This window comes from Legionella pneumophila subsp. pneumophila str. Philadelphia 1 (assembly GCF_000008485.1).
GTDB lineage: Bacteria > Pseudomonadota > Gammaproteobacteria > Legionellales > Legionellaceae > Legionella > Legionella pneumophila.
In genome coordinates, this window is record NC_002942.5 from 1,601,252 (window position 1) to 1,622,604 (window position 21,353).

Sequence of the window (21,353 nt, forward strand, 5' to 3'; positions counted from 1 at the left end):
ATCTCTTTCGGATACAGCATTGTGAATCTTAACTTTTTGTTATTTTTCCCTACTACCCTTAAATTATATTAGCATGGTAATTTTGGATCTGCCATTCATCAAAGCGATAAAGAAATTGAAAATATTGTTCTCTTCATTGACTCTTACTCCTCCTACTCATTAGTATATAAATCTCTTAAATATTTGTCTCAACTAAAGAGTTTTAAGAAGGTATATATCTTGACATCTTACCAAGAAAGACAAGTTAAAATCCCGGGTTTTACTATTGCTCTTAAAATTTGGAATCCCAAAAATCCTAATCCAGTACTGTGTTTGCATGGCAAAATGGATAACGCAGCAAGTTTTGATTTGCTGGCGCCTTTGTTATCAAACAGGCAACTGGTTGCAGTGGATTATCCTGGAACAGGATTGTCAAGCCATTACCCTGAAGGTGTTGTCCCTCATTGGAAAAATGATGCTTTTCTCATGTGTCATGTTATTAAGGCATTAGGATGGAAGAGCTTTGATATTATTGCCCACTCACTAGGTTCTTTCCTGGCAACTGTTCTAGCCATTGCTCAACCTAAACAAGTTAATAAATTGGTATTTTTAGATATTTTAGGACCAACGGTTCATATTATTGAGAACAGTATGGCTTATTTACCCCTAAATATTGAAAGCTATTTAATATCCGGTAAACAACCAAGGACTGTATTTAGCAGTCTGGATGCTGCAATCAAGGACCGTATGAATATTGGTAACATAAGCTATCAGGCAGCTCAAGCCCTGGTTCAAAGGGGTACAAAACAAGATGACGAGGGCTGGGTTTGGACATTTGATCCCCGGTTACGCTGCATTAGCGCAACTATACCTCATGAAGATGAAATTCGAGCCATGTTTCGTGCTATAGACGTGCCGGTTTGCCTAATTCTCGCTAACCAAGGTGTATCTTACCCCGAATCTGTTTTTAAAGGACGTACCCAATCAATAAAAAATTTGACCATTCATAGGGTACAGGGAGGACATCATGTGCACATGGATGATCCAGCCTCTGTCGCAGAAATTATTTCTCAATATTTAAGTTCCAAATAAAACTGGTTTATTAAAGAATAACAAGTATAGATGGACTCTTGCTCTAAATGTTGATGCAGGGATGATTGATAATGAATGATTTTATGATGTATAATTGGGCAATCTATTTAATGGTGGAGCATTAATATGCCTAGATGGTTTAGAAGAATAGTAGATGAGGGAGAAAGGCTGCTTGTCGAAGTAACTGATGAATTGCGTGATGAAAGTGAAGTGCATAAAGCAGTAAGTCAGTTACATTTACGTGTCGAACAAGTTTTAAATGCCAATCGAGCTAGACTTGAAAAACCGGTTATTGAAGCAGCTGAAGGTTTTCTTCATGATCTAGGGGTCATCCTGGAAGAAGATTCCATGTTGAGATTTCCTCATGCACCAGTAAACCAATATCTACTCGCAGAGAAATGCACTGATATTATTTACAATTACAAACCGTCCTTAGAGTCAGCACCAGGGATTTGGAATCAGATCAAGGCTCATATTAATAATTTTATTGAAATAATTTTCGGTTTAGAGAATGTTTTACCAACGACGCAGACTATGTTTGCAAAAGATGTAAGTTTCACCAGATGCAAAAGAAACCTTTCCAGATTAAAGGAGTCACTTGAAAGTGACGCGCCTGATTTGTTGTCTGTGTTGGTCAATGGTTAAATCATCATTGAATTTAATTAATGTCCTTAAGCATTAATTTTTTCTTGAATGACCAGATACTGTATTGACATGCATTGTCTTGGTCATCAAGGTGTCTGGCTTACAAGATACAACTGAGATGGACCTAGGTGGGTGACTCAATCAGTTCTTTTCCATCCTCTTTTTTTAAGCTGGTAAATATCAATCCTGAAAGAATCGTAAGTATCCCTAAAGCAAAAAAGGTTAGATGAAAAATCTTGACTGTTAAAACAAAATGCTGCGAAACCTGAAAAGTGAATAAACTGACCAGTAGGGCAGAAATTGCTACTCCAAAACTTTGGGATAACTGTTGAACTGTGCTCATAATACTTGTCGCATAACTCATATCATTATCGTCAATATTCGCATACGCAAGGGAATTCATCCCTGTGTATTGCAGAGCAATGAAAAATCCATAAAGAAATGTTAAAAAACCAATGTAGATGACAGAAGTGCTTTGATTTATTGTGGCAAAGGACCAGAGAGAAAAACAGACTAAAACGGTATTTAAAAGGAGTAATTTTTTATAACCCAATCTTCGTAAGATGGAGAAAGATAATGGCTTAACCAGGAATACGCCTAATGCCACTGGTGTAAGCAACATTCCTGACAACTGGGGAGAATATTCTAAAATAATTTGGAAGAGCAAAGGTAATAAAAAGGGAATTCCACCAAAACTTAAACGAGTTAATAAATTTCCAAACACGGCAATACGAAATGTTCTTATATTTAACAAAGTAACTTTTATAATAGGATTCCTTTTGCTACGAGAATGTTTGGTATATCCAATTAACAGCAAGGCGGATAAGAGAGTAATTGAAGCGGAGTAAACGATATCCGCTTTCGTCTCACTAAACAAAGACAAGCCTAAAGTCAAGAATGCAAGGCCTGCTCCGAACATTATAAATCCTGATTTATCCAAAGGTGGAACCGATCTGGGCAGGATAGTTGGAAGCAGTTTGTGAGATAAAAGCATGGCGATTATGCCAACAGGGATATTAACCCAAAATATCCACCGCCATGAGAAATAATCAGTAATAATACCGCCTAGTAAGGGACCAAGTAGCATACCTAGCGAGGCAATCATGACGACAATACTCATTTTTGTTATTAATTCGTGACGCTCACAAGTTCTCAGAATAATTAAACGTCCAACAGGCACGGTTAGGGAGCCGCCCACACCCTGTATAATTCTGGCTAATACTAATTCCCAAAGGCTTTGAGTGAATCCGCACCATAAGGAACTTAGAGTAAAGACACCAATAGCTGCTATAAATACTTTTTTTACACCATATTTATCAGCAATCCATCCACTTATAGGAATAAAGATTGCCAAGCTTAAAAGATAGCTAATGAGCGCAAGTTTGAGATCAATTGGATTGACCTCTAAACTATGAGCCATTACCGGGATTGCGGTGTTGATAATAGTTGTATCAATAGCCTCCATAAACATGGCGCATGATACAATGAACATAATAATATTTTTCTTCATAATGCCTGTTTTATGGAAGTTAGAACGTTTAAATTTTATTAACCTGAAACTCTATTAAAGTCACAAGCCCGCTCCAGTATTTTGTCCAATGATGATCATAGTGATCCTTATTATTAACTCGTTTAAGCAAAACGCCGTTTTCAACTTTAAATAATGGAGCTGTATCATTTATCTGTTCAATTTTTGAGTAGTCGGGAAACACATCCATCTCTGGGTAGTGTTCAGGGATAACTCCATTCATAAAAGTACTATGGATACTGTCCGCAGAACGTTGCATGGCGTCTAAGATGACCATTCTTTGTAATTCGGCTTCAGGTTTGTATAAATAGCCATCTCCATAGGCAAGCCAACTTATTCCTTCATGATTCACTACATTTAACCCATGTTGATTATCTTCATTATGCATCAAATTGGCGATAAGAAGATTTAAAACAGAAGGCAGTAATATATCATGTCCTATGGCTCTTCTTGGAGTACGCATGTGCCCTGCAGAAAAAGAATCAGTTAAGTAATGATTTGCAAAGGCGTTTTGAGCATAGGCTAATTCAAGGAGCTTGTGAGCTTCATCGATAAGTCCTTGCTGCTTTTTCTCATAAGCTTTTAATGCTGTTTCTAAAGCAAATCTATGGCCTGTTTTATAGGCTACAAGTGAATCGGGAACAAAGTGATCATAGTTGACTTCAGCTAATTTAATATAATTGCCAAAGGGTATAAAACCACTGATTATACTTCCACCACAAGTCAGTTTGTTTAATTCCTTGCTAATAGCCGAGTCGTGCTGCTTATAATAATCCCAATCATTTGTTCCGTTTTGTTTTGATTTTTCGATCTCTTCAGCCAAATTAGTAAAAAACCGCTCAAGATGAGTTATCTGATTAAGAGGGTTAGAGCAACGTTTGTCTTGCTTGTTACCTAAAGTTCCCAGAGCGTCAAACTGCGCCTGGAAACAAGCTAACCTGTTTTTCTCAGAGCAATTGGATATGGGTTTTGCCGGATTTCCAAACATATCACCACCGTACATCACTATCTCGCCATAACTTAGTTTACTCCCATTGGGTAATCTCAGTTTTACAATACCAGTCTTGCTGTTATGGCTGGGCAAATAAAGTTGAACTCTATCCCCCAGATTTTTATGTTCCAGATTTGCAAAGCCTGCACCAAATTTTTCTAAAAATTGAATGGTCGTTGGTTGAGATATTGTCTCGATAGAAGATGCTTCATTGGCGCAGATGTTATGGCTTATTAACAATGACAAAGACAAAGCTCGTGTGATATTCTTCAACATTATGCATTCCCTTGATTATTTGGCCCTTTATTTGGGCATTTTTTGTTTTTTATATCCATACAACATTCTAAAAATGTAGCATGAGAATTTTGTAATTGATAATTATTTGAGAAACATTTCATGAGAAAAGTTAAGCCAAAATTGAATTTAACCTCACAAACCGCTCGGATCGTAAATTTAAGCCATGATGGAAGGGGGATAGCACGAGTTAATGGCAAAGCAACCTTTATTCAGGGAGCATTACCCGGTGAGATGGTTGAGTTTCAGTATACACGGGTAAAAAAGGATTTTGATGAAGGTAAATTATTATCAATTATCGAGCCCTCTACTCTCAGGGTTGAACCAAAATGCCCTCATTATCAAATGTGTGGAGGCTGTTCTTTGCAACATATGAGTGCCGAGGAACAAATTCGTTTCAAACAATCCCATCTTTTGGATTTGCTATCCAGGTATGGCCATACTGAACCTCAATCAATGTTGTCGCCTTTAACAAGCCATCATTGGAATTATAGAAATAAAGCACGCTTAAGTACTCGCTTTGTAGAAAAGAAACAAAGCACCATGGTTGGGTTTAGAGAGAGAAATAATCCAAGGTTCATTACAGAAATAAATCAATGTCCTATTCTTAATTCAAAAATAGATACTGATATTGTTCATTTAAGAAAGTTAATTGATACGATGGAGGATAAGCAGTGTATCGCACAAATTGAAGTGGCTGCAGGTGATAATGAAGTGGCGCTGATTTTCCGCAATCTAACCCCATTAACAGAGCAAGATGAGTTGAAAATCAGGAAATTTGCGGAACAATTCCAATATAAGGTATTCCTTCAGCCAGGTGGACTTGATTCGGTTTTTTGTTTTTATCCTTCAGATGCCCATGCTTATTTGAGTTATGAGCTGCCCGATTATCAAATAACTTTTCAATTTCATCCCAACGATTTTACTCAGGTAAACGCCGAGTTAAACAGAAAGATGGTAACCCAGGCAATTCAGTTAATGGAATTAAAAAATTCTGATATCGTGCTAGACTTATTTTGTGGACTGGGTAATTTTTCGCTTCCCATGGCTAAACATTGCTCTCGAGTTATCGGTGTCGAAGGCAATAAGAACATGGTTGAAAGAGCCTATATGAATGCCAAGTCTAATCATATTACCAATGTAGATTTTTATGCTGCTAATCTTGATGATGTGATGGAAGTTAGGAATCTGGTTAATACGTCTTTTAGCAAGGTTTTAATCGATCCTCCCCGGTCTGGTGCGCTTGAAATTGTAAAACAAATTGATTCAATTGATCCCGAGCGTATAGTATATGTATCTTGTAACCCGATAACATTAGCTCGAGATACAGATATATTGGTTAATCAAAAAGGTTACGTTTTGATAACAGCTGGGGTAATGGATATGTTTCCTCATACAGCGCATGTCGAGTCTATTGCCTTGTTTCAAAAAGGATAATATGTATGGTAAGAGTAAAAGATACGACTCCGTTGACGCCAGATGGCAGTATTGACGTAGAGATGTGGTTACATCATCTTGGTTCAAAAGGATATTTGGATAATCTCGAACTCGTAAGAGCTGCCTGTACTTTAAGTCAATTGGCTGGGCAGGATCATGCTACTGAAACAGGGCAAACTTGTTTACAACAAGGGTTATCAATGGCTGATTTACTTGCTGACCTGGAAGTAGATCAGGAAACTCTGGCTGCCGCTATTATTTTTGAAAATGTTCATTATGCGGATTTATCTATTGACGATGTTGAAGAGCAATTGGGGCACAATATCGCTAAATTGGTCAAAGGCATAGAAAAAATGAGTGCCATGAACAATTTCCAGGCTTTAAATAAATACCCGCAAAACAAAAATCAAATTGACAATATTCGCAAAATGCTTCTTGCGATGGTTGATGATGTGCGAGTTGTTTTAATCAAGCTGGCAGAGTGTTTATGTATTTTAAGAACAGCAGGGCATCTGTCTGAAACGGTACGTAAACAGCTGGCAACCGAAGCCATGGAAATTTACGCGCCTTTAGCTAACCGCTTGGGAATAGGGGCAATCAAGTGGGAAATGGAAGATTTGGCTTTCCGGCATTTGCATCCAGAAGAATATAAGGCGATTGCCAAGGGATTGAAGGCTAAACGATTGGAAAGGGACAGCTTTGTCAATCGCATTGTCGAACAGCTTGAACATCAGATTCGAGCAACAGGAGCTCGCCACTTTGCCGTTTATGGTCGCTCAAAACATATCCATAGTATTTATAAAAAGATGAAGCGTAAAAATGTATCATTAGACGAGATATATGATGCAACAGCGGTTCGTATTCTGGTAGATACTGAAGCACAATGTTACGAAGTGTTAGGCATGGTTCATACTTTGTGGAAGCAAATTCCAGCAGAGTTTGATGATTACATCATCAATCCAAAATCCAATGGCTATCAGTCTCTTCATACCGCAGTAGAGGGTCCGGAAGGAAGAGTTTTTGAAGTGCAAATCAGAACTTTTCATATGCATGATTTAGCAGAAATGGGTGTGGCAGCCCATTGGAAATATAAAGAGGGCGCGGTATCACAAAAAGAGAGCCATGAGCGCAAAATAGAATGGTTAAGAGACGTTTTGGCGTGGCACCAGGAAATGGCAGCTAATAAAGGTGTCGCAGAAAACGTTACGACTGAGTTTCTTGAAGACAGAGTGTATGTATTTACTCCCGATGGCGATGTGTTGGATTTACCCCATGGGGTGACTCCTTTGGATTTTGCTTATCATGTGCATAGTAATTTGGGACATCGTTGCCGAGGTGCCAAGGTTAATGGTCATATTGTCCCATTGACTTATCAATTGAAAACAGGAGATAGGGTTGAAGTACTGACTGGAAAAGAAATCAAACCATCAAGGGATTGGATTAATCCTCATCTGAATTATTTAAAGACCGCAAGAGCCAAGGCTAAAGTATTGCATTGGTTTAAAATGCAAGATTATGAAGATAATGTGAGAGATGGTCGTGAGTTATTGGAGAAGGAATTAAAATCTTTAGGTATTAAATCGGATAAACTCAATGAAGTTATTACGGCATTGAATTATAAAAAGGCGGATGATCTTTATGCCAGCTTGGGACGAGGTGATATTAAAATAGGTCAAATTGTTAATCGATTGGCACCTCCAGATACTTCAGAACAAAATTTACAGAAGTTTGTAAGACAGCAACAAAAACCAGAGGTCACAGGGAGTGATCTTCGTATTGAGGGAGTTGGGAACTTATTGACATTTATGGCAAGATGCTGCCAACCTGTTCCCGGTGATGAAATAGTAGGATACATCACGATTGGAAGGGGGGTTTCCGTTCATCGAAAAGATTGTCCTAATATTATACATGCCAGTGAAAAGCAAAAGCGACGGTTTATTCAGGTGAATTGGGGTACAGCAACACGGGAAAATTATGTTGTTGATGTGTTGATTAAAGCCTTTGATCGCTCCGAGTTATTGAAGGATGTTACTTCGCTGCTTTCAAATGAAAAAGCCCATGTTTATGCTTTACAGACCCATAGCAATAAACATGAAAATATGGCTTATATCACTTTAACTGTTGAGATCGATGGTTTAAACAGTTTGTCGCGCTTATTAACTAAACTGGAGCAAATTCCTAACGTGCTGGAAGCAAGAAGGCAATTATAGCTTTGGTATATTTAGCCAGAGCCTTCTCAAAAAATTGATATTAGAAGATAAACCCTGCAACAACCGCTCTGTGTTCGCTCAATAAGACGTTATAAGTTCTACAAGCGGCGCCTATCGACATGCATTCGATACCAATTCTTTTTTGCGATAATTGACTGATTAGAGTGGCAGGTAGCGTTTTGCCTGTTTGTAGATGACCAATAATAATTAATTCGGGTTTGCTTCTTAATAATAAATCAATATATGAATTATTAATGTCCTGGATGTCTTTAATTACAAAATCAGTAATGATTTCTTTCTTAGAAACAATTAAACTACTTTCATAAATTATGGAATTAATCTGAATCTTTTTATCGCTGTAAGCTTGCACTGCATGTTGCTCTGCGGTTTCTAGATTGATATTCATGATTTTAAAAAGTTCATTAGTTTATAATGGCTAACAGTATATCACAGAGGTCAATATTATGAGTCAATTTCCACGCATTAAACGCTTACCCCCTTATGTATTTAATACAATAAACCAGCTTAAGATGGAAGCGCGGGCGCGAGGAGAGGACATTATAGACTTTGGCATGGGGAATCCTGATCAACCAACTCCACCTCATATTGTTAATAAGCTTATAGAGGTTGCTCAAAGGCCTGATACGCATCGATATTCAATGTCGAAAGGAATTCCTAGATTACGTCGAGCGATGGCAACTTGGTATCTTCGACATTATGATGTTCATCTGGACAGTGAAAAACAAATATTAGCTACAATAGGATCTAAAGAGGGACTTGCACATTTGGCTTTGGCAATTTCAGGTCCAGGTGATACGGTGCTTGTTCCTGACCCTGCTTATCCTATCCATACCTACGGATTTATCATTGCGGGTGCTAATGTAAAGCAAATTCCTTTAATCGATGAAGTTCAATTTTTGGCTGCAGTAGAAGATGCTATTAACAGAACCTGGCCAAAACCCAAAGCCTTGGTTTTGAATTTTCCGGCAAATCCAAGTACTCACTGTGTTGAATATGAGTTTTTTGAAAAGGTGGTTGATCTTGCCAAGCGTAATAACATTTGGATTATTCATGATTTGGCCTACGCAGATATAGTTTTTGATGGGTATAAAGCCCCTTCGATTTTACAAGTTCCTGGTGCCATAGACATTGCAATTGAAACTTACTCAATGTCCAAATCTTATAATATGCCTGGTTGGCGTGTTGGGTTTGCTTGTGGTAATGAAGAGTTAGTAGCTGCCTTAACACGTATAAAATCCTACTTGGATTACGGTACTTTTACTCCCATTCAGGTTGCTGCAATTACAGCATTGGAAGGCCCTGATGATTGTGTGTTGGAAATAAGAAATCTTTATGAAAAACGACGCAATCTTTTATGTGATGGACTGAATGACATTGGTTGGGAAGTGAGCAAGCCTAAAGGGACCATGTTTGTTTGGGCGCCTATTCCTCTCAATTACCGCGCTATGGGGTCTCTTGAGTTCAGTAAATATTTATTGAAAGAAGCACAAGTTGCTGTTTCACCTGGTATAGGTTTTGGACAGCAAGGGGATGGTTATGTCCGATTCGGCTTAATTGAAAATAAAGACAGAATAAGACAAGCCTTGAGAAATTTAAAAGCTCTGTTTAAAAGAGATGGTTTACTGAAGGCTATTTAGTGCAATGAATGTCATTATAAACACAGAGAGCGACTGTGATAGCAAAGAGGGCAAATTATTAAAATCGCAAGGTTTGGCGGTACTTAATTTATTAGCATGCGGCGGTTATGACCTTGTAAATCCCCCTGTAGGTAACTTATTGAAATCGAGCCATAATCTTGAGGGAGATTGGGTGATTTTAACTCCTATGCATTGGCAAGCATCACATAATGATGCTGTCATTGTCGCTCTTGATAAGGATTTACGAGTAACAGATGAAGAGGTGAAATATTGGTTCGATTTGTATTCTGCCTATTTAGCGGAAGAAGGAATGCCCCTGTATTTTTATGACAAATACACTTGGTTATTGCGAGTTGATGATAAGCCACCTCTTAATTCCAAACCAATTTATCAGGTACTAAACAAGTCTTTGATGCCAGAATTATCGCAACTGGATGAGACTATGTACTGGCAAAAATTTTTTACTGAAAGTCAAATGTTTTTCTCTTCCAATGCTCGGAAATCATTAATTAATGGTGTTTGGGCATGGGGTAGTGGGAAATTGAAAACTAAAAAAACAATATCAATTTGCACAGACAAGCATTTTCTGGCAGTAGCTCAAGCATATTCTTCAAATGTGACTTTATATGACCCGTCAGTGAACTTGAGCGGGTTTGAGGTTGTTCTATTACATGGCATTGATTCTTTAAGCGAATTACATCAAGTTGAAATAAAAAAAATACCGGCACATTGGTACTGGAACAATTGTGTTTTAATTAAAGCAAAATCTCATTGGTTTACTCGATTATGGAGAAGTCTGACGCATGCTGATTAAACAACGACAACAGCCTGAGTTTACTGTCAATTTACCTAATGTACCTGATGTATTAAAACGTATTTATATAACACGAGGCATTAGTGACGAATCTCAACTTGATAAACAATTACAAACATTACTTCCTTTTCACACTTTAAAAGGCATTAATGAAGCTTGTCTAAGATTAGAGAATGCTTTGCGTTCAGAGCAACGTATTCTTATTATCGGTGATTTTGATGCCGATGGGGCAACTTCTACGGCATTAGCCATTACTGCCTTGCGTGCTATGGGTGCAAGGTTTGTTGAGTACTTGGTACCTAATCGATTTGAATTTGGTTATGGTCTTACTCCCGCTATTGTTGAAGTGGCAAGCAAATGGCAACCTGATTTAATTATCACTGTTGATAATGGTATAGCCAGTTTTGAAGGAGTAGATGCGGCTAATAAAATGGGAATAGATGTATTAATTACTGATCATCATTTACCAGCAGAATCACTACCTGATGCTTGTGCAATTGTTAATCCCAATCAGCCTGGTTGTTTATTTCCAAGCAAGTCAATTGCGGGAGTTGGCGTTATTTTTTACGTTATGCTGGCATTGCGAAGGCATCTTTCCAATTGTAACTGGTTTAATGAAATCAACATGGCTGAGCCTAATATGGCGAGTTTTCTGGATTTGGTTGCATTAGGGACTGTAGCCGACGTTGTGGGGCTTGACCAAAATAACAGGATCATGGTTAATCAAGGCATGATGCGTATTCGTCAAGGACAATGCAGAGAGGGAATAAAAGCCTTGATTGAAATTGCTGGTAGGGATTATTCCAGGCTAAGAGAGTCTGACCTTGGTTTTGCCATAGCGCCAAGATTAAACGCCGCAGGCCGTTTGGATGATATGTCGCTTGGTATTGAATGTTTGATTACGACGGATCCAAAAATGGCAAGAAATTTCTGTCAACAGTTGGATGAGTTGAATCTGGAAAGAAGACAAATAGAATCTGAAATGAAAGAGCAAGCCATGCTTGCTTTGGAGAAATTGTCAATTAACGATGAAGAGAATAAGCACTTACCGGTTGCCTTGTGCCTTCATGATAAAACCTGGCATCAAGGAGTGATAGGAATCTTGGCAGGAAGGATGAAGGAAAAATATCATCGTCCTGTCATTGCATTTGCTTCTGTCAGTGAGCATGAGTTAAAGGGCTCAGCACGTTCTGTCCCCGATTTAAACATTAGAGATGTATTGGCAGCTGTTGATAAAGACAATCCAGGACTGATTCTTAAATTCGGAGGACATGCTATGGCTGCTGGCTTAAGTATTAGCCCAGAATTATTGAATGATTTTCGCTCAGCATTCGTGTCAGAGGTTCTGAAACATCTTGACTTATCACAGTGCGAAGGAGAAATACTGACGGACGGACCATTGCAATCCCATGAACTGAGTTTGGAAACAGCACAATTAATACAACAAGCTGGTCCTTGGGGCCAAGCGTTTGCAGAACCCGTATTTGATAATGTATTTGAAATTCTGGATCAACGAATTGTCGGTAAAAATCATTTAAAAATGACATTAATTTCCTCACAAGGAGGGGAGCTACTTGATGCCATTGCTTTTAATGTGGATTTAAAATCCTGGCCTAATCATAGGATTAAGTACATTCATGCCGCCTATAAACTGGATATCAATTTTTATCAGGGGAGAACAAGGCTCCAATTGCTTATCCAGGCAATGAATCCTGTTCAGCAAGCATAAACTCTTAAATTGATGCTATTTTTGTGTATTTCTCAAACAACAATGTATAATGTTATATTTGCTTTAAATTGATATTAAACGTGGTTAATAGTATTTTTTCTAAATTATCTATAGCGCCGATGATTGATTGGACTAACAGTCCATTTCGTACTCTGATGAGGTTATTGGCTCCTAACGCCCTTTTGTATACTGAAATGCAAACAACAGGGGCTGTGCAAAATAATCCTGACAGAGCTTTGTATTTTAATTCTGTTGAACATCCTCTCGCTATTCAATTGGGTGGGGCAGATAAATCCGCATTAGTTAAGTGCGCCATTATTGCTGAACAAAAAGGGTTTAATGAAATTAATTTGAATTTGGGATGTCCTAGTGACAAAGTACAGGCGGGACGATTTGGGGCCTGCTTGATGAAGGAGCCAGAACACGTTGCTGATTGTATTCGTGCAATAAAACAGGTAGTAGGAATACCAGTCACAGCGAAAACGAGGATCGGTATTGATAACCAGGACAGTTATGAGTTTTTCAGATCTTTTTCTCTTCACTTGGTTGAAGCAGGTTGTGATAAGCTTATTATTCATGCTCGTAAGGCTTGGTTAAATGGGTTAAATCCAAAGCAAAATAGAACGATTCCTCCCGTAAATTATGATTATGTATATGAACTAAAAAAAGAAATTCCCCATATCTTTATTACAATCAATGGGAATATATTAACTGTTGAAGAAATAAACAACCATTTAAAGCATGTCGATGGAGTAATGCTAGGACGGCTTGCTTGCGATAACCCCTATCAAATTGCTGAAATTCATCAAGCCTTATACCCAGAATTCATCAAAATTAAACGTAGCCAGTTGTTAATGAATTATCTAGATTATTGGTTTGATCAATCTCGAGCCAATCTCTCGTTAAGCATTTTGGTTAAGCCACTTTTTAATTTAGCTTTTGGATTACCGGGAGCCAAACATTGGAAAAAGAAATTGATGAATATTATTCAGGAGAAAAATACTTCCGGTTTTAGTGAGTTAATCCAGTATTTATTAAATTTGGAAGCAATAAATCAAGTCGAGTTTGTATAAGAAATAATAGAGCAGATGTCAACATTTCGTGGAATTTTATCAAGATTTCTAGTACATTAACGAGTTTATTAATTGGAACATCCTGAGGGTTATTGAGGCCATGCTGAGTACGTTAATTAAGAAAATGTTTGGAAGCCGAAATGAACGGACATTACGGCGAATGGAAAAGTCTGTAATGGCTATTAATGCGTTTGAGCCGAAAATGCAGGCTTTATCAAACGAAGAGCTGGCTGGAAAAACTCAAGAATTTAAAGAGCGTTTCAATAATGGTGAAAGTCTCGATGAGTTACTTGCGGAAGCTTTTGCTACGGTTAGAGAAGTATCATTGCGCACTCTCGGTCTTAGGCATTTTGACGTACAATTAATAGGCGGGATGGTATTGCATGAGGGAAATATTGCTGAAATGCGTACCGGGGAAGGTAAAACATTGGTTGCAACCTTGCCAGCCTATCTCAATGCCATTAGCGGGCGTGGTGTACATATAGTTACTGTTAATGATTATCTTGCAAAAAGAGATAGCCAATGGATGAAGCCCATATATGAATTTTTAGGGCTTACAGTTGGCGTTATCTATCCTGATATGTCGCACAAGGAAAAACAGGAAGCTTACAAAGCGGATATTGTTTACGGAACTAATAACGAATACGGTTTTGACTATTTACGTGACAATATGGCTTTTAGTCTGACTGATAAGGTACAAAGAGAGCTTAATTTTGCTATTGTCGACGAAGTAGATTCCATTTTGATCGATGAAGCGAGAACTCCATTGATTATATCTGGCGCGGCAGAAGATAGTTCAGAGCTGTATATCAAAATTAATTCTTTGATCCCACAGTTAAAAAAACAAGAAGAAGAGGGTGACGAAGGCGATTATACTATAGATGAAAAGCAAAAACAGGCTCATCTGACTGATGCAGGCCATCTGCATATAGAAGAACTGCTGACCAAAGCCAAATTATTAGATCCTGGTGAGAGTCTTTATCATGCCAGCAATATCATGTTGATGCATCATGTGAATGCGGCACTCAAGGCTCATGCAATGTTTCACAGAGATATTGATTATATTGTCAAAGACAATCAAGTGGTGATAGTGGATGAGCATACCGGCCGTACCATGCCTGGAAGGCGTTGGTCAGAAGGCTTGCACCAGGCAGTCGAAGCCAAGGAGGGAGTCCCAATTCAAAATGAAAATCAGACTCTGGCTTCTATAACTTTTCAGAATTTTTTCCGCATGTATAATAAATTGTCAGGAATGACGGGTACTGCTGACACAGAAGCCTATGAGTTCCAACAAATATATAATCTTGAAGTGGTTGTAATACCTACCAATAGGTCAATGATTAGAAAAGACGAGGCTGATTTGGTTTATCTAACACAGGCAGATAAATTCCAGGCGATAATCGAAGATGTACGAGAATGTGGTGTTCGTAGACAACCTGTCTTGGTTGGAACAGTTTCAATCGAAGCTTCTGAGTTTTTAAGTCAACTCTTAAAAAAGGAGAACATAAAGCATCAGGTATTGAATGCAAAATTCCATGAAAAAGAAGCACAAATTATTGCTGAAGCCGGGCGCCCTGGTGCTGTAACCATTGCGACTAACATGGCTGGACGAGGAACAGATATTGTTTTAGGTGGTAGCTTGGCAGCTGATCTGGCTAATTTGCCAGCTGATGCGAGTGAGCAAGAAAAAGAAGCGGTTAAAAAAGAATGGCAAAAACGTCATGATGAAGTGATTGCAGCAGGCGGACTTCGAATTATTGGCTCTGAGCGTCACGAATCAAGACGTATCGATAATCAATTAAGAGGGCGAGCCGGTCGCCAGGGTGATCCCGGAAGTAGCCGTTTTTATTTGTCACTTGAAGACAATTTAATGAGAATATTTGCTTCTGAGCGCGTGGCCTCTATGATGCGTCGTTTAGGAATGCAGCCAGGTGAGCCGATTGAACATAGTTTGGTTACCAGAGCAATTGAAAATGCTCAACGCAAACTGGAAGGACATCATTTTGACGTAAGAAAGCAATTGTTGGATTATGATAATGTAGCGAATGATCAGCGGCAGGTCATTTATACTCAGCGTTCCTCTATTATGGCAATGACGGATACACAGGAAGTTGTTGAAATGATGAGAGAAGAGGTAATGGATAGTTTGGTTGATACTTATATCCCCCCTCAAAGTTTGGAGGATCAGTGGGATCCACAGGCTTTGTCTGATGTTTTGTCAGATGAATTTAAAATCAAAGCCCCTGTGCCTGACTGGATTGATAAAGATCATAGTATACAACCTGAGAAAATTAAAGAAAAAATTCTTGCTTTAGCTATAGAGCATTATGATGAGAAAGTAAGAAAAGTTGGAAGGCCAGTCATTTCACAATTTGAAAAATCAATTATTTTACAAACTTTAGATAATCATTGGCGTGAACACTTGGCTGCAATGGATCAATTACGTCAGGGAATTCATTTAAGGGGTTATGCTCAGAAGGATCCAAAGCAGGAGTACAAAAAAGAAGCTTTTAGTTTGTTTACAATGATGCTGGATAATCTTAAGTATGAGGTGATCAGGATACTATCATCCGTTGAAATTCAAACGGAGGAGGATGCTCACGTTGTTGAAGAGCAACGTAGAGCGGATCAGATTAGAAAAATGAATCTCATGCATGAAAGTTTATCAGAGAATGATGAAGCAAGTGAAACGCAAACTTTTAGACGACAAGAAAAGAAAATTGGCCGTAATGATCCTTGCCCCTGTGGCTCAGGTAAAAAATATAAAGCCTGTCATGGAAGCCTCGTGTGAAAGTAGCAGTTGCTATCATTATCGATGAAAAACAACGTATACTAATTACCCAACGTCCTTTTCATGTCGCACATGGAGGATTTTGGGAGTTTCCTGGCGGAAAACTGGAGCCTCATGAATCTCCAGAGGATGCTTTGGTCCGAGAGATTAGGGAGGAGTTAGGTATAATTGTAAATGAATATCGTTTTCTGGGGTATGTCGATTATGACTATCCAGATAAACACATACAATTAATTATTTTTATGGTAACTCGTTTTACAGGCAACCCTTTATGTCAGGAAGGACAGCTCAATATGAAGTGGGTAAAAAAAGAGGAATTAAATATTAATGATTTCCCTAAAGCAAATCATGCGGTTTTCGATTTAATTGATATCCCTGAACTTCAATATCAAGCTTTATAAATGTGCGAATAGTCTAAAGTTTGAAGCCAGGACATCATATTTAATTGCTAAGCACAAAATAAACTCCTTGTTTAGATGATGTTATAACAGATCAGTTGTCGAGATAAAATCAATCAGAATGGTCATCACATAGACTAGAGATTGCAAAGATAGTAACCTTTTGTAAATGATTAGATTTTGTATTTCAGTTAATTGTTAATCAATTGGACAGAAAAATGATTACTAAGCAAAATGGAATTTATACACTTACTCTTTCTTTATTACTATTCTCACTTCAAATCAAAGCTGCTACAGATTATCAAACATATGAAACAGTTTGTGGTGAACCAACAGATATGCTTTCTTTTCTTGAAAGAGGTGGTATTGCAACTAATCCTTGTGTAGTCCCTCCTAGAAGCGTATTAATTAGCTCTGGATATCAATATCAGCAATTAATTGGGGAAGGTGTACAGCATAATTTTCCTGCTGCTGCAATACAGTTAGGTTTGCCTGGTTATTTTGAGGTAGACTTGTTGTTACCCAATTATATTAATCAGACGGTTGATCCACGCATAGGTTTTAGTCAAACTCAGCTTATTGTCAATCATGTTCTATGGTTTAATAATAAGTGGATTATTACTGCTAGCGGAACATTTGTATTTCCATCAGGCAGCGCTTCTTTTGGTAGTCCAAATCCAGGAGGTGGTGTAATAGGAATTTTAAGTTATAACTTTAATTCCCAATTAAATCTTACAGGTAATTTGGGTATTACTTCTCAATCGGAGCCTAGTTACGATGGTGGACAAAGTTATACGAGTGTTAATCCAGATCTTATTTTATCGTGGACTAAAAATAAAATATCATTATTTGCTGAGATTTATGGGCAAAGTAAAACAGCACCTGATGAAGGAAGCGGTTTTAGTACTGATGCAGGAGTTCTTTATCAAGTTAAAAAGAATATTGCAATTGATTTTGAGGTTGATCAACGTATCACTGGCCTTTTGAATGGTGTTGAGCGTTATTATGGCGGAGGAATTACTATACAATTTAATTAATGCAGACTCACTTTAACGCAAAGCCAGCATAGCGCACAGGGCATCTATATTTGGCAAAATGCAATTTCCATCTCTATTGTTTTATCTCTGATTTCTTGACCAGTGACAAGCTCATAAAGCCTGATAGTTAAACTATGATGCCCTAACTGGATTTTGGGTATCATTTTCAATTTCTTATCTATTCTTAACAAGATCAGATGGTTAAGTGATTTAGGTGAAAGACTATGCTGATAGAATCCATTATTTGCTCTAATGGGAGTATACTGAGTAACACCTCGTAACAATGACAAATAAATTTTTACAGTATCTTCCAGATCCTTCAGGCATGACACCCATTGACTAATTGTTTTTTGCCTCATTAGGGGATCTGAATCAAACCACAATACCAAATGAGGGGAATTAAATTCGCATTCTTTAGTATTGGGGTGGTGTATTTGTCTTAAAGTTTTTAAAAATTCATCATCATGGATTTTGTTACTAAATCGACCTGGTACATGATTTAACACATGAATTTGTGTTTCCAGATCATCAAATAACTCACTATGATTCAATAGATTGGCTTTTTTAAGTACATGCTCAATTCTAATTAACTCTTTGATAAATCTGCTTTTTAATTCCGGCTTTTCAACTATTTCAACAATCTCAATTATATTCTTTAATGCAAAACGATGAATAACCTCATGAGACTCATTACAAGCTTCATTGATGGTTTTAAAGAGGTACTCCAGGCGCAAGGCAATTCTTGATAAAAAATGAGTTGCTAGTTGAAACGTTATCATATGGTCATGCATAGATTAAGGCCATCCTTAGCTTTATCCTATAATAATGGCAATTTAAATTTTTATAGATGCACATTGGGTAAAAATGGGCTCCTGGGTTTATTTAAAAACAATATTGTTTTTTATAAACAAATCTAAAAAATCAAGCTATTAAGGTGAATTTTGTGTTAAGACTAACATAAAAGTTGTTGAAAATAAAAAAATCTTTAAAATCCATATATTAACTGGTCTTTTGCTAGAAATTTATTGTTACTGTTTGATTTTTGCTTCCCTAAGATATTTTTGATGAAGCTTATTCACCTTAGCTTTTAATTCACTCAATCCAGATTCATTGATCAGCACATCATCCGCTGCTTCCAAGCGTTGCTCTAAATTAGGTTGTGTGGCTAAAATAGCTAATGCTTGCTTTTTTGTGCAATGATCTCTTTTAACAATTCTGTCTAGCTGAGATTCTAGGGGAGCAATAACCAATAGAACTTTTTGAAGATAGGGGTAGTGATGTTTATTAAACAGCAAAGGAATTTCAATAAGGCAATATGGCGAAGTGCAGACGATGAGTTGCTCTTCAATTTTTTTACGGATGACTGGATGTAATAGACTTTCAAGCCATAAGCGCTCATTTGAATTGGAAAATATAATATCTCTTATACGCTTCCGATCAAGCTCACCATTATTAAGAACCACTGAAGAACCAAAATGTGAAATAATATCCTGGTAGCAGGGTGTATTTTTAGAAGTTAATTCTTTGGCAATTTTATCTGCATAAATAACATTTATACCCAGTTCGGAAAAAAATTCTGCGACTGTACTTTTGCCACTGGCAATATTACCAGTTAGTCCCACTGAATAAACCATCTGAGTGGGCTCCTTCATTTTTGTTTGCGCAAGTTACCATATTAATATAACAAGTAGCAGGTAGTGTACTGTTTTCTTTACAATAGGCCTGGGCAGCTAAGGCTGCATCATCCCGATTTGAGTAAAAATTACTTTCCCAAGGTTGGGCAGTAATATCGATGGCTGTACAGCGCCACATTGGTCTGGTGCTTACTCCATTTATAAATCCTTCACAATTTGATATGGATGTCTTGCATGTTGCGGGAAGTTGGCTTTCTTTTTTGCAAGTAGCAAATGCAACATTGATAGCCACCTTTCGGTATGAGCTTTGCGCCGTCCATGCTTTGTTGGCTTTATCATAAGTTACGCATTTCCAATAACTTCCTTTTTTCATCATTGGGGCAGTAAAGCCTTGATGGGATAAACCAATTAATAGTAGTAAACCATAAAAAATATAATTCCTCATATTTTTTCTCCTTTAAGCAAGGCTGTTAATTCAGCAATGGATAGCCCTTTGGAATAATACCAGCCTTGTTGTAAACGAACACCATTATTTGCCAGGTAATTAGCTTGGTCTTTTGTTTCCACGCCTTCTGCTATAGTAACTAAGTTTAATCCTTTTGCCATCTGGATAATGGCGTCATTTAATGATTCGATAATATCATTAGAACCAATTGCTTGAACAAATAATTTATCAATTTTTAAATAATTGAATGGAAAATGTTGCAAATAACTAATGCTGGCATGGCCAGTCCCATAATCATCAACAGCAAGTGAAAAACCTGTTTGCCTTAGTTCTTGCATTTTATTGATAAAAGTGGTGTCGTTTTTGTCGAGGAGTTCTCTTTCAGTAATTTCAAAGATTATTTGATGCGGTGAAATATTATATTTTTCTATTAGCTTATGGAATTGATTGAAAAATACCGAATCTGTGAAATGTAGTGCAGAAATGTTAAATGCAAGGTGAAAGTAAGAACGTTCTTCTAATAGAGATCTAAATTCTTTGAAGGCAATTTCTATGATTTGAAGTGTAATTGGCACAATTAACCCGGTAGCTTCTGCTTCAGCAATAAAAAAATCAGGCATAATGATTTGACTGTCTTCATTTTCCCATCGCAATAATACTTCAACCCCTGTGAATCGCTCTTCATCACAATCAAACAAAGGTTGATATACCGGATAAAATTCCTCATTTTTAATAGCCAGTTTTATTGCGCCTTGCAATGAATAACGTTTGGTCATCATATTTTTTATAAGGGCATACAAAATAAAGGAACAAATCAAAACAATAAGAATGGTTATTGTTTGACTATACCAAAAGTTATGAAGGATGGTTTTATTGTTTTCAGAAACAACGACAGAAACACCATTTATGCTTTGTAGTTTTTCTATAGCAACGAGACCTAATGGGGTATATTGTGTGTCAGTTTCTTGCGTATTGCTTAATACCCAGTTTTTATTTTGCTCAGTATATCGAATTCGAAAGATATTTTTTTTCTCATATTCATTATATAGGGCTATAGAGGTGGATTGATTTTTATCTGTTTGTAATTCACTTTTTAAGACAGAAGCAATAACTAAAATACCTATAAGGTAATTGCCCATTTTTTGCTGGATCAGATAAACGGGCTGGTCAAATAATGGTAAATTATAGGGGCCTATAATAGAACGTGAACGAATCGGTGTTGCAATAAGATCTTTATTATTGGGTAAAGTTGAACAAAATAGATTGTGCTTGTTGTCACTAATAATAACACCAGAGATTTTAGGATTATTCAGAGTGATATGTTCCAGGAATGGATATAAATCTGATTTACAATCGACAATTTTTTTCCCATATACAGGCAAAGCATAGATTTCCTGAAGTAGATCTTCAATAAAACCATCTATGTTGTTACTGAGATTGATTGCAACTTCTTTTAAATCTTTATAAGCTCTTTTTTGGTTAATATTCCAATTAGCATAAAAAGCTGAAATCAGGATACCAATAGTTAAGAGAATCCATATGATTTTAAATTTCTTAAAAAGAAATAAAGATAATTTGTGAATAACCTTACTCATATC

18 protein-coding genes are annotated in these 21,353 nt (G+C 37.3%); 11 read left to right on the forward strand and 7 right to left on the reverse strand.

The window, feature by feature from the left end; genetic code table 11:
* The first annotated feature begins 219 nt into the window (after positions 1 to 219).
* Together LPG_RS07275 and LPG_RS07280 are read left to right on the forward strand one after the other, a co-directional pair.
* The gene (locus tag LPG_RS07275) at positions 220 to 1,071 is read left to right on the forward strand and encodes an alpha/beta fold hydrolase (protein ID WP_016356907.1); all 852 of its coding nucleotides are present in this window, start codon (positions 220 to 222) and stop codon (positions 1,069 to 1,071) included.
* 126 nt (positions 1,072 to 1,197) lie between these two features.
* Positions 1,198 to 1,716, forward strand: coding sequence for a lpg1453 family Dot/Icm T4SS effector (locus LPG_RS07280; protein ID WP_010947182.1), 519 nt, complete (start codon positions 1,198 to 1,200; stop codon positions 1,714 to 1,716).
* Between the two features lie 124 nt (positions 1,717 to 1,840).
* Here the strand turns inward: LPG_RS07280 and LPG_RS07285 are convergent, their stop codons facing one another.
* The gene (locus LPG_RS07285; RefSeq protein WP_010947183.1) at positions 1,841 to 3,226 is read right to left on the reverse strand and encodes an MFS transporter; all 1,386 of its coding nucleotides are present in this window, start codon (positions 3,224 to 3,226) and stop codon (positions 1,841 to 1,843) included.
* Positions 3,227 to 3,254: 28 nt separating this feature from the next.
* Positions 3,255 to 4,511 carry a phospholipase C gene (locus LPG_RS07290; protein WP_010947184.1) on the reverse strand — a complete coding sequence of 419 codons (1,257 nt, stop codon included), beginning with the start codon at positions 4,509 to 4,511 and terminating at the stop codon, positions 3,255 to 3,257.
* A 120-nt stretch (positions 4,512 to 4,631) separates the two neighbouring features.
* Here LPG_RS07290 and rlmD point away from each other — a divergent pair, with 120 nt between their 5' ends.
* Positions 4,632 to 5,966 (forward strand): 23S rRNA (uracil(1939)-C(5))-methyltransferase RlmD, encoded by a 1,335-nt coding sequence (gene rlmD, locus LPG_RS07295; RefSeq protein WP_010947185.1) that lies wholly within the window; start codon positions 4,632 to 4,634, stop codon positions 5,964 to 5,966.
* Between the two features lie 5 nt (positions 5,967 to 5,971).
* Complete coding sequence (gene relA, locus LPG_RS07300; RefSeq protein WP_010947186.1) at positions 5,972 to 8,176, forward strand: GTP diphosphokinase; 2,205 nt, start codon at positions 5,972 to 5,974, stop codon at positions 8,174 to 8,176.
* A gap of 40 nt (positions 8,177 to 8,216) precedes the next feature.
* Here relA and LPG_RS07305 read toward each other — a convergent pair whose 3' ends face one another.
* A complete protein-coding gene (locus LPG_RS07305; protein ID WP_010947187.1) occupies positions 8,217 to 8,582 on the reverse strand; it encodes an Mth938-like domain-containing protein in 366 nt (121 codons plus the stop codon).
* Between the two features lie 58 nt (positions 8,583 to 8,640).
* Between LPG_RS07305 and alaC the strand changes: the two genes are divergently transcribed.
* From alaC to LPG_RS07340, 7 genes are all read left to right on the forward strand, one after another.
* The gene (gene alaC, locus LPG_RS07310; RefSeq protein WP_010947188.1) at positions 8,641 to 9,834 is read left to right on the forward strand and encodes an alanine transaminase; all 1,194 of its coding nucleotides are present in this window, start codon (positions 8,641 to 8,643) and stop codon (positions 9,832 to 9,834) included.
* A gap of 4 nt (positions 9,835 to 9,838) precedes the next feature.
* A complete protein-coding gene (locus LPG_RS07315) occupies positions 9,839 to 10,648 on the forward strand; it encodes a hypothetical protein (protein ID WP_010947189.1) in 810 nt (269 codons plus the stop codon).
* Positions 10,638 to 12,377 carry a single-stranded-DNA-specific exonuclease RecJ gene (gene recJ / locus LPG_RS07320; RefSeq protein WP_010947190.1) on the forward strand — a complete coding sequence of 580 codons (1,740 nt, stop codon included), beginning with the start codon at positions 10,638 to 10,640 and terminating at the stop codon, positions 12,375 to 12,377. The genes LPG_RS07315 and recJ overlap by 11 nt, the downstream gene beginning before the upstream one ends.
* Positions 12,378 to 12,457: 80 nt before the next feature.
* A complete protein-coding gene (gene dusA, locus LPG_RS07325) occupies positions 12,458 to 13,450 on the forward strand; it encodes a tRNA dihydrouridine(20/20a) synthase DusA (RefSeq protein WP_016356908.1) in 993 nt (330 codons plus the stop codon).
* A 100-nt stretch (positions 13,451 to 13,550) separates the two neighbouring features.
* Positions 13,551 to 16,241 carry a preprotein translocase subunit SecA gene (secA, locus tag LPG_RS07330; RefSeq protein WP_010947192.1) on the forward strand — a complete coding sequence of 897 codons (2,691 nt, stop codon included), beginning with the start codon at positions 13,551 to 13,553 and terminating at the stop codon, positions 16,239 to 16,241.
* On the forward strand, positions 16,238 to 16,642 hold the full coding sequence (mutT, locus tag LPG_RS07335) for an 8-oxo-dGTP diphosphatase MutT (RefSeq protein WP_014841598.1): 405 nt from the start codon (positions 16,238 to 16,240) through the stop codon (positions 16,640 to 16,642). The genes secA and mutT overlap by 4 nt, the downstream gene beginning before the upstream one ends.
* 215 nt (positions 16,643 to 16,857) lie before the next feature.
* Positions 16,858 to 17,676: a transporter gene (locus tag LPG_RS07340; protein WP_016356909.1), complete on the forward strand. Its 819-nt coding sequence runs from the start codon at positions 16,858 to 16,860 to the stop codon at positions 17,674 to 17,676.
* 44 nt (positions 17,677 to 17,720) lie between these two features.
* On the opposite strand, the gene zapD is transcribed toward LPG_RS07340, so the two are convergent.
* From zapD to LPG_RS07360, 4 genes are all read right to left on the reverse strand, one after another.
* Positions 17,721 to 18,467, reverse strand: a complete 747-nt coding sequence (gene zapD / locus LPG_RS07345; protein WP_010947195.1) for a cell division protein ZapD — start codon at positions 18,465 to 18,467, stop codon at positions 17,721 to 17,723.
* Between the two features lie 237 nt (positions 18,468 to 18,704).
* Positions 18,705 to 19,310 carry a dephospho-CoA kinase gene (gene coaE / locus LPG_RS07350; protein ID WP_016356910.1) on the reverse strand — a complete coding sequence of 202 codons (606 nt, stop codon included), beginning with the start codon at positions 19,308 to 19,310 and terminating at the stop codon, positions 18,705 to 18,707.
* Positions 19,282 to 19,755 carry a hypothetical protein gene (locus LPG_RS07355; RefSeq protein WP_010947197.1) on the reverse strand — a complete coding sequence of 158 codons (474 nt, stop codon included), beginning with the start codon at positions 19,753 to 19,755 and terminating at the stop codon, positions 19,282 to 19,284. The genes coaE and LPG_RS07355 overlap by 29 nt, the downstream gene beginning before the upstream one ends.
* Entirely contained in the window at positions 19,752 to 21,350 is a 1,599-nt protein-coding gene (locus LPG_RS07360; protein ID WP_010947198.1) for an EAL domain-containing protein, read from the reverse strand. The genes LPG_RS07355 and LPG_RS07360 overlap by 4 nt, the downstream gene beginning before the upstream one ends.
* Positions 21,351 to 21,353: the final 3 nt, after the last annotated feature.

Bases quoted from the DNA above. Each gene is read 5' to 3' on its own strand.
- LPG_RS07355 (WP_010947197.1), bottom strand. From the start codon at position 19,755: ATGAGGAATTATATTTTTTATGGTTTACTACTATTAATTGGTTTATCC.
- zapD (WP_010947195.1), bottom strand. From the start codon at position 18,467: ATGCATGACCATATGATAACGTTTCAACTAGCAACTCATTTTTTATCA.
- LPG_RS07285 (WP_010947183.1), bottom strand. From the start codon at position 3,226: ATGAAGAAAAATATTATTATGTTCATTGTATCATGCGCCATGTTTATG.
- coaE (WP_016356910.1), bottom strand. From the start codon at position 19,310: ATGGTTTATTCAGTGGGACTAACTGGTAATATTGCCAGTGGCAAAAGT.
- relA (WP_010947186.1), top strand. From the start codon at position 5,972: ATGGTAAGAGTAAAAGATACGACTCCGTTGACGCCAGATGGCAGTATT.
- rlmD (WP_010947185.1), top strand. From the start codon at position 4,632: ATGAGAAAAGTTAAGCCAAAATTGAATTTAACCTCACAAACCGCTCGG.
- LPG_RS07280 (WP_010947182.1), top strand. From the start codon at position 1,198: ATGCCTAGATGGTTTAGAAGAATAGTAGATGAGGGAGAAAGGCTGCTT.
- LPG_RS07305 (WP_010947187.1), bottom strand. From the start codon at position 8,582: ATGAATATCAATCTAGAAACCGCAGAGCAACATGCAGTGCAAGCTTAC.
- LPG_RS07340 (WP_016356909.1), top strand. From the start codon at position 16,858: ATGATTACTAAGCAAAATGGAATTTATACACTTACTCTTTCTTTATTA.
- alaC (WP_010947188.1), top strand. From the start codon at position 8,641: ATGAGTCAATTTCCACGCATTAAACGCTTACCCCCTTATGTATTTAAT.
- LPG_RS07315 (WP_010947189.1), top strand. From the start codon at position 9,839: ATGAATGTCATTATAAACACAGAGAGCGACTGTGATAGCAAAGAGGGC.
- secA (WP_010947192.1), top strand. From the start codon at position 13,551: ATGCTGAGTACGTTAATTAAGAAAATGTTTGGAAGCCGAAATGAACGG.
- recJ (WP_010947190.1), top strand. From the start codon at position 10,638: ATGCTGATTAAACAACGACAACAGCCTGAGTTTACTGTCAATTTACCT.
- LPG_RS07290 (WP_010947184.1), bottom strand. From the start codon at position 4,511: ATGTTGAAGAATATCACACGAGCTTTGTCTTTGTCATTGTTAATAAGC.
- LPG_RS07360 (WP_010947198.1), bottom strand. From the start codon at position 21,350: ATGAGTAAGGTTATTCACAAATTATCTTTATTTCTTTTTAAGAAATTT.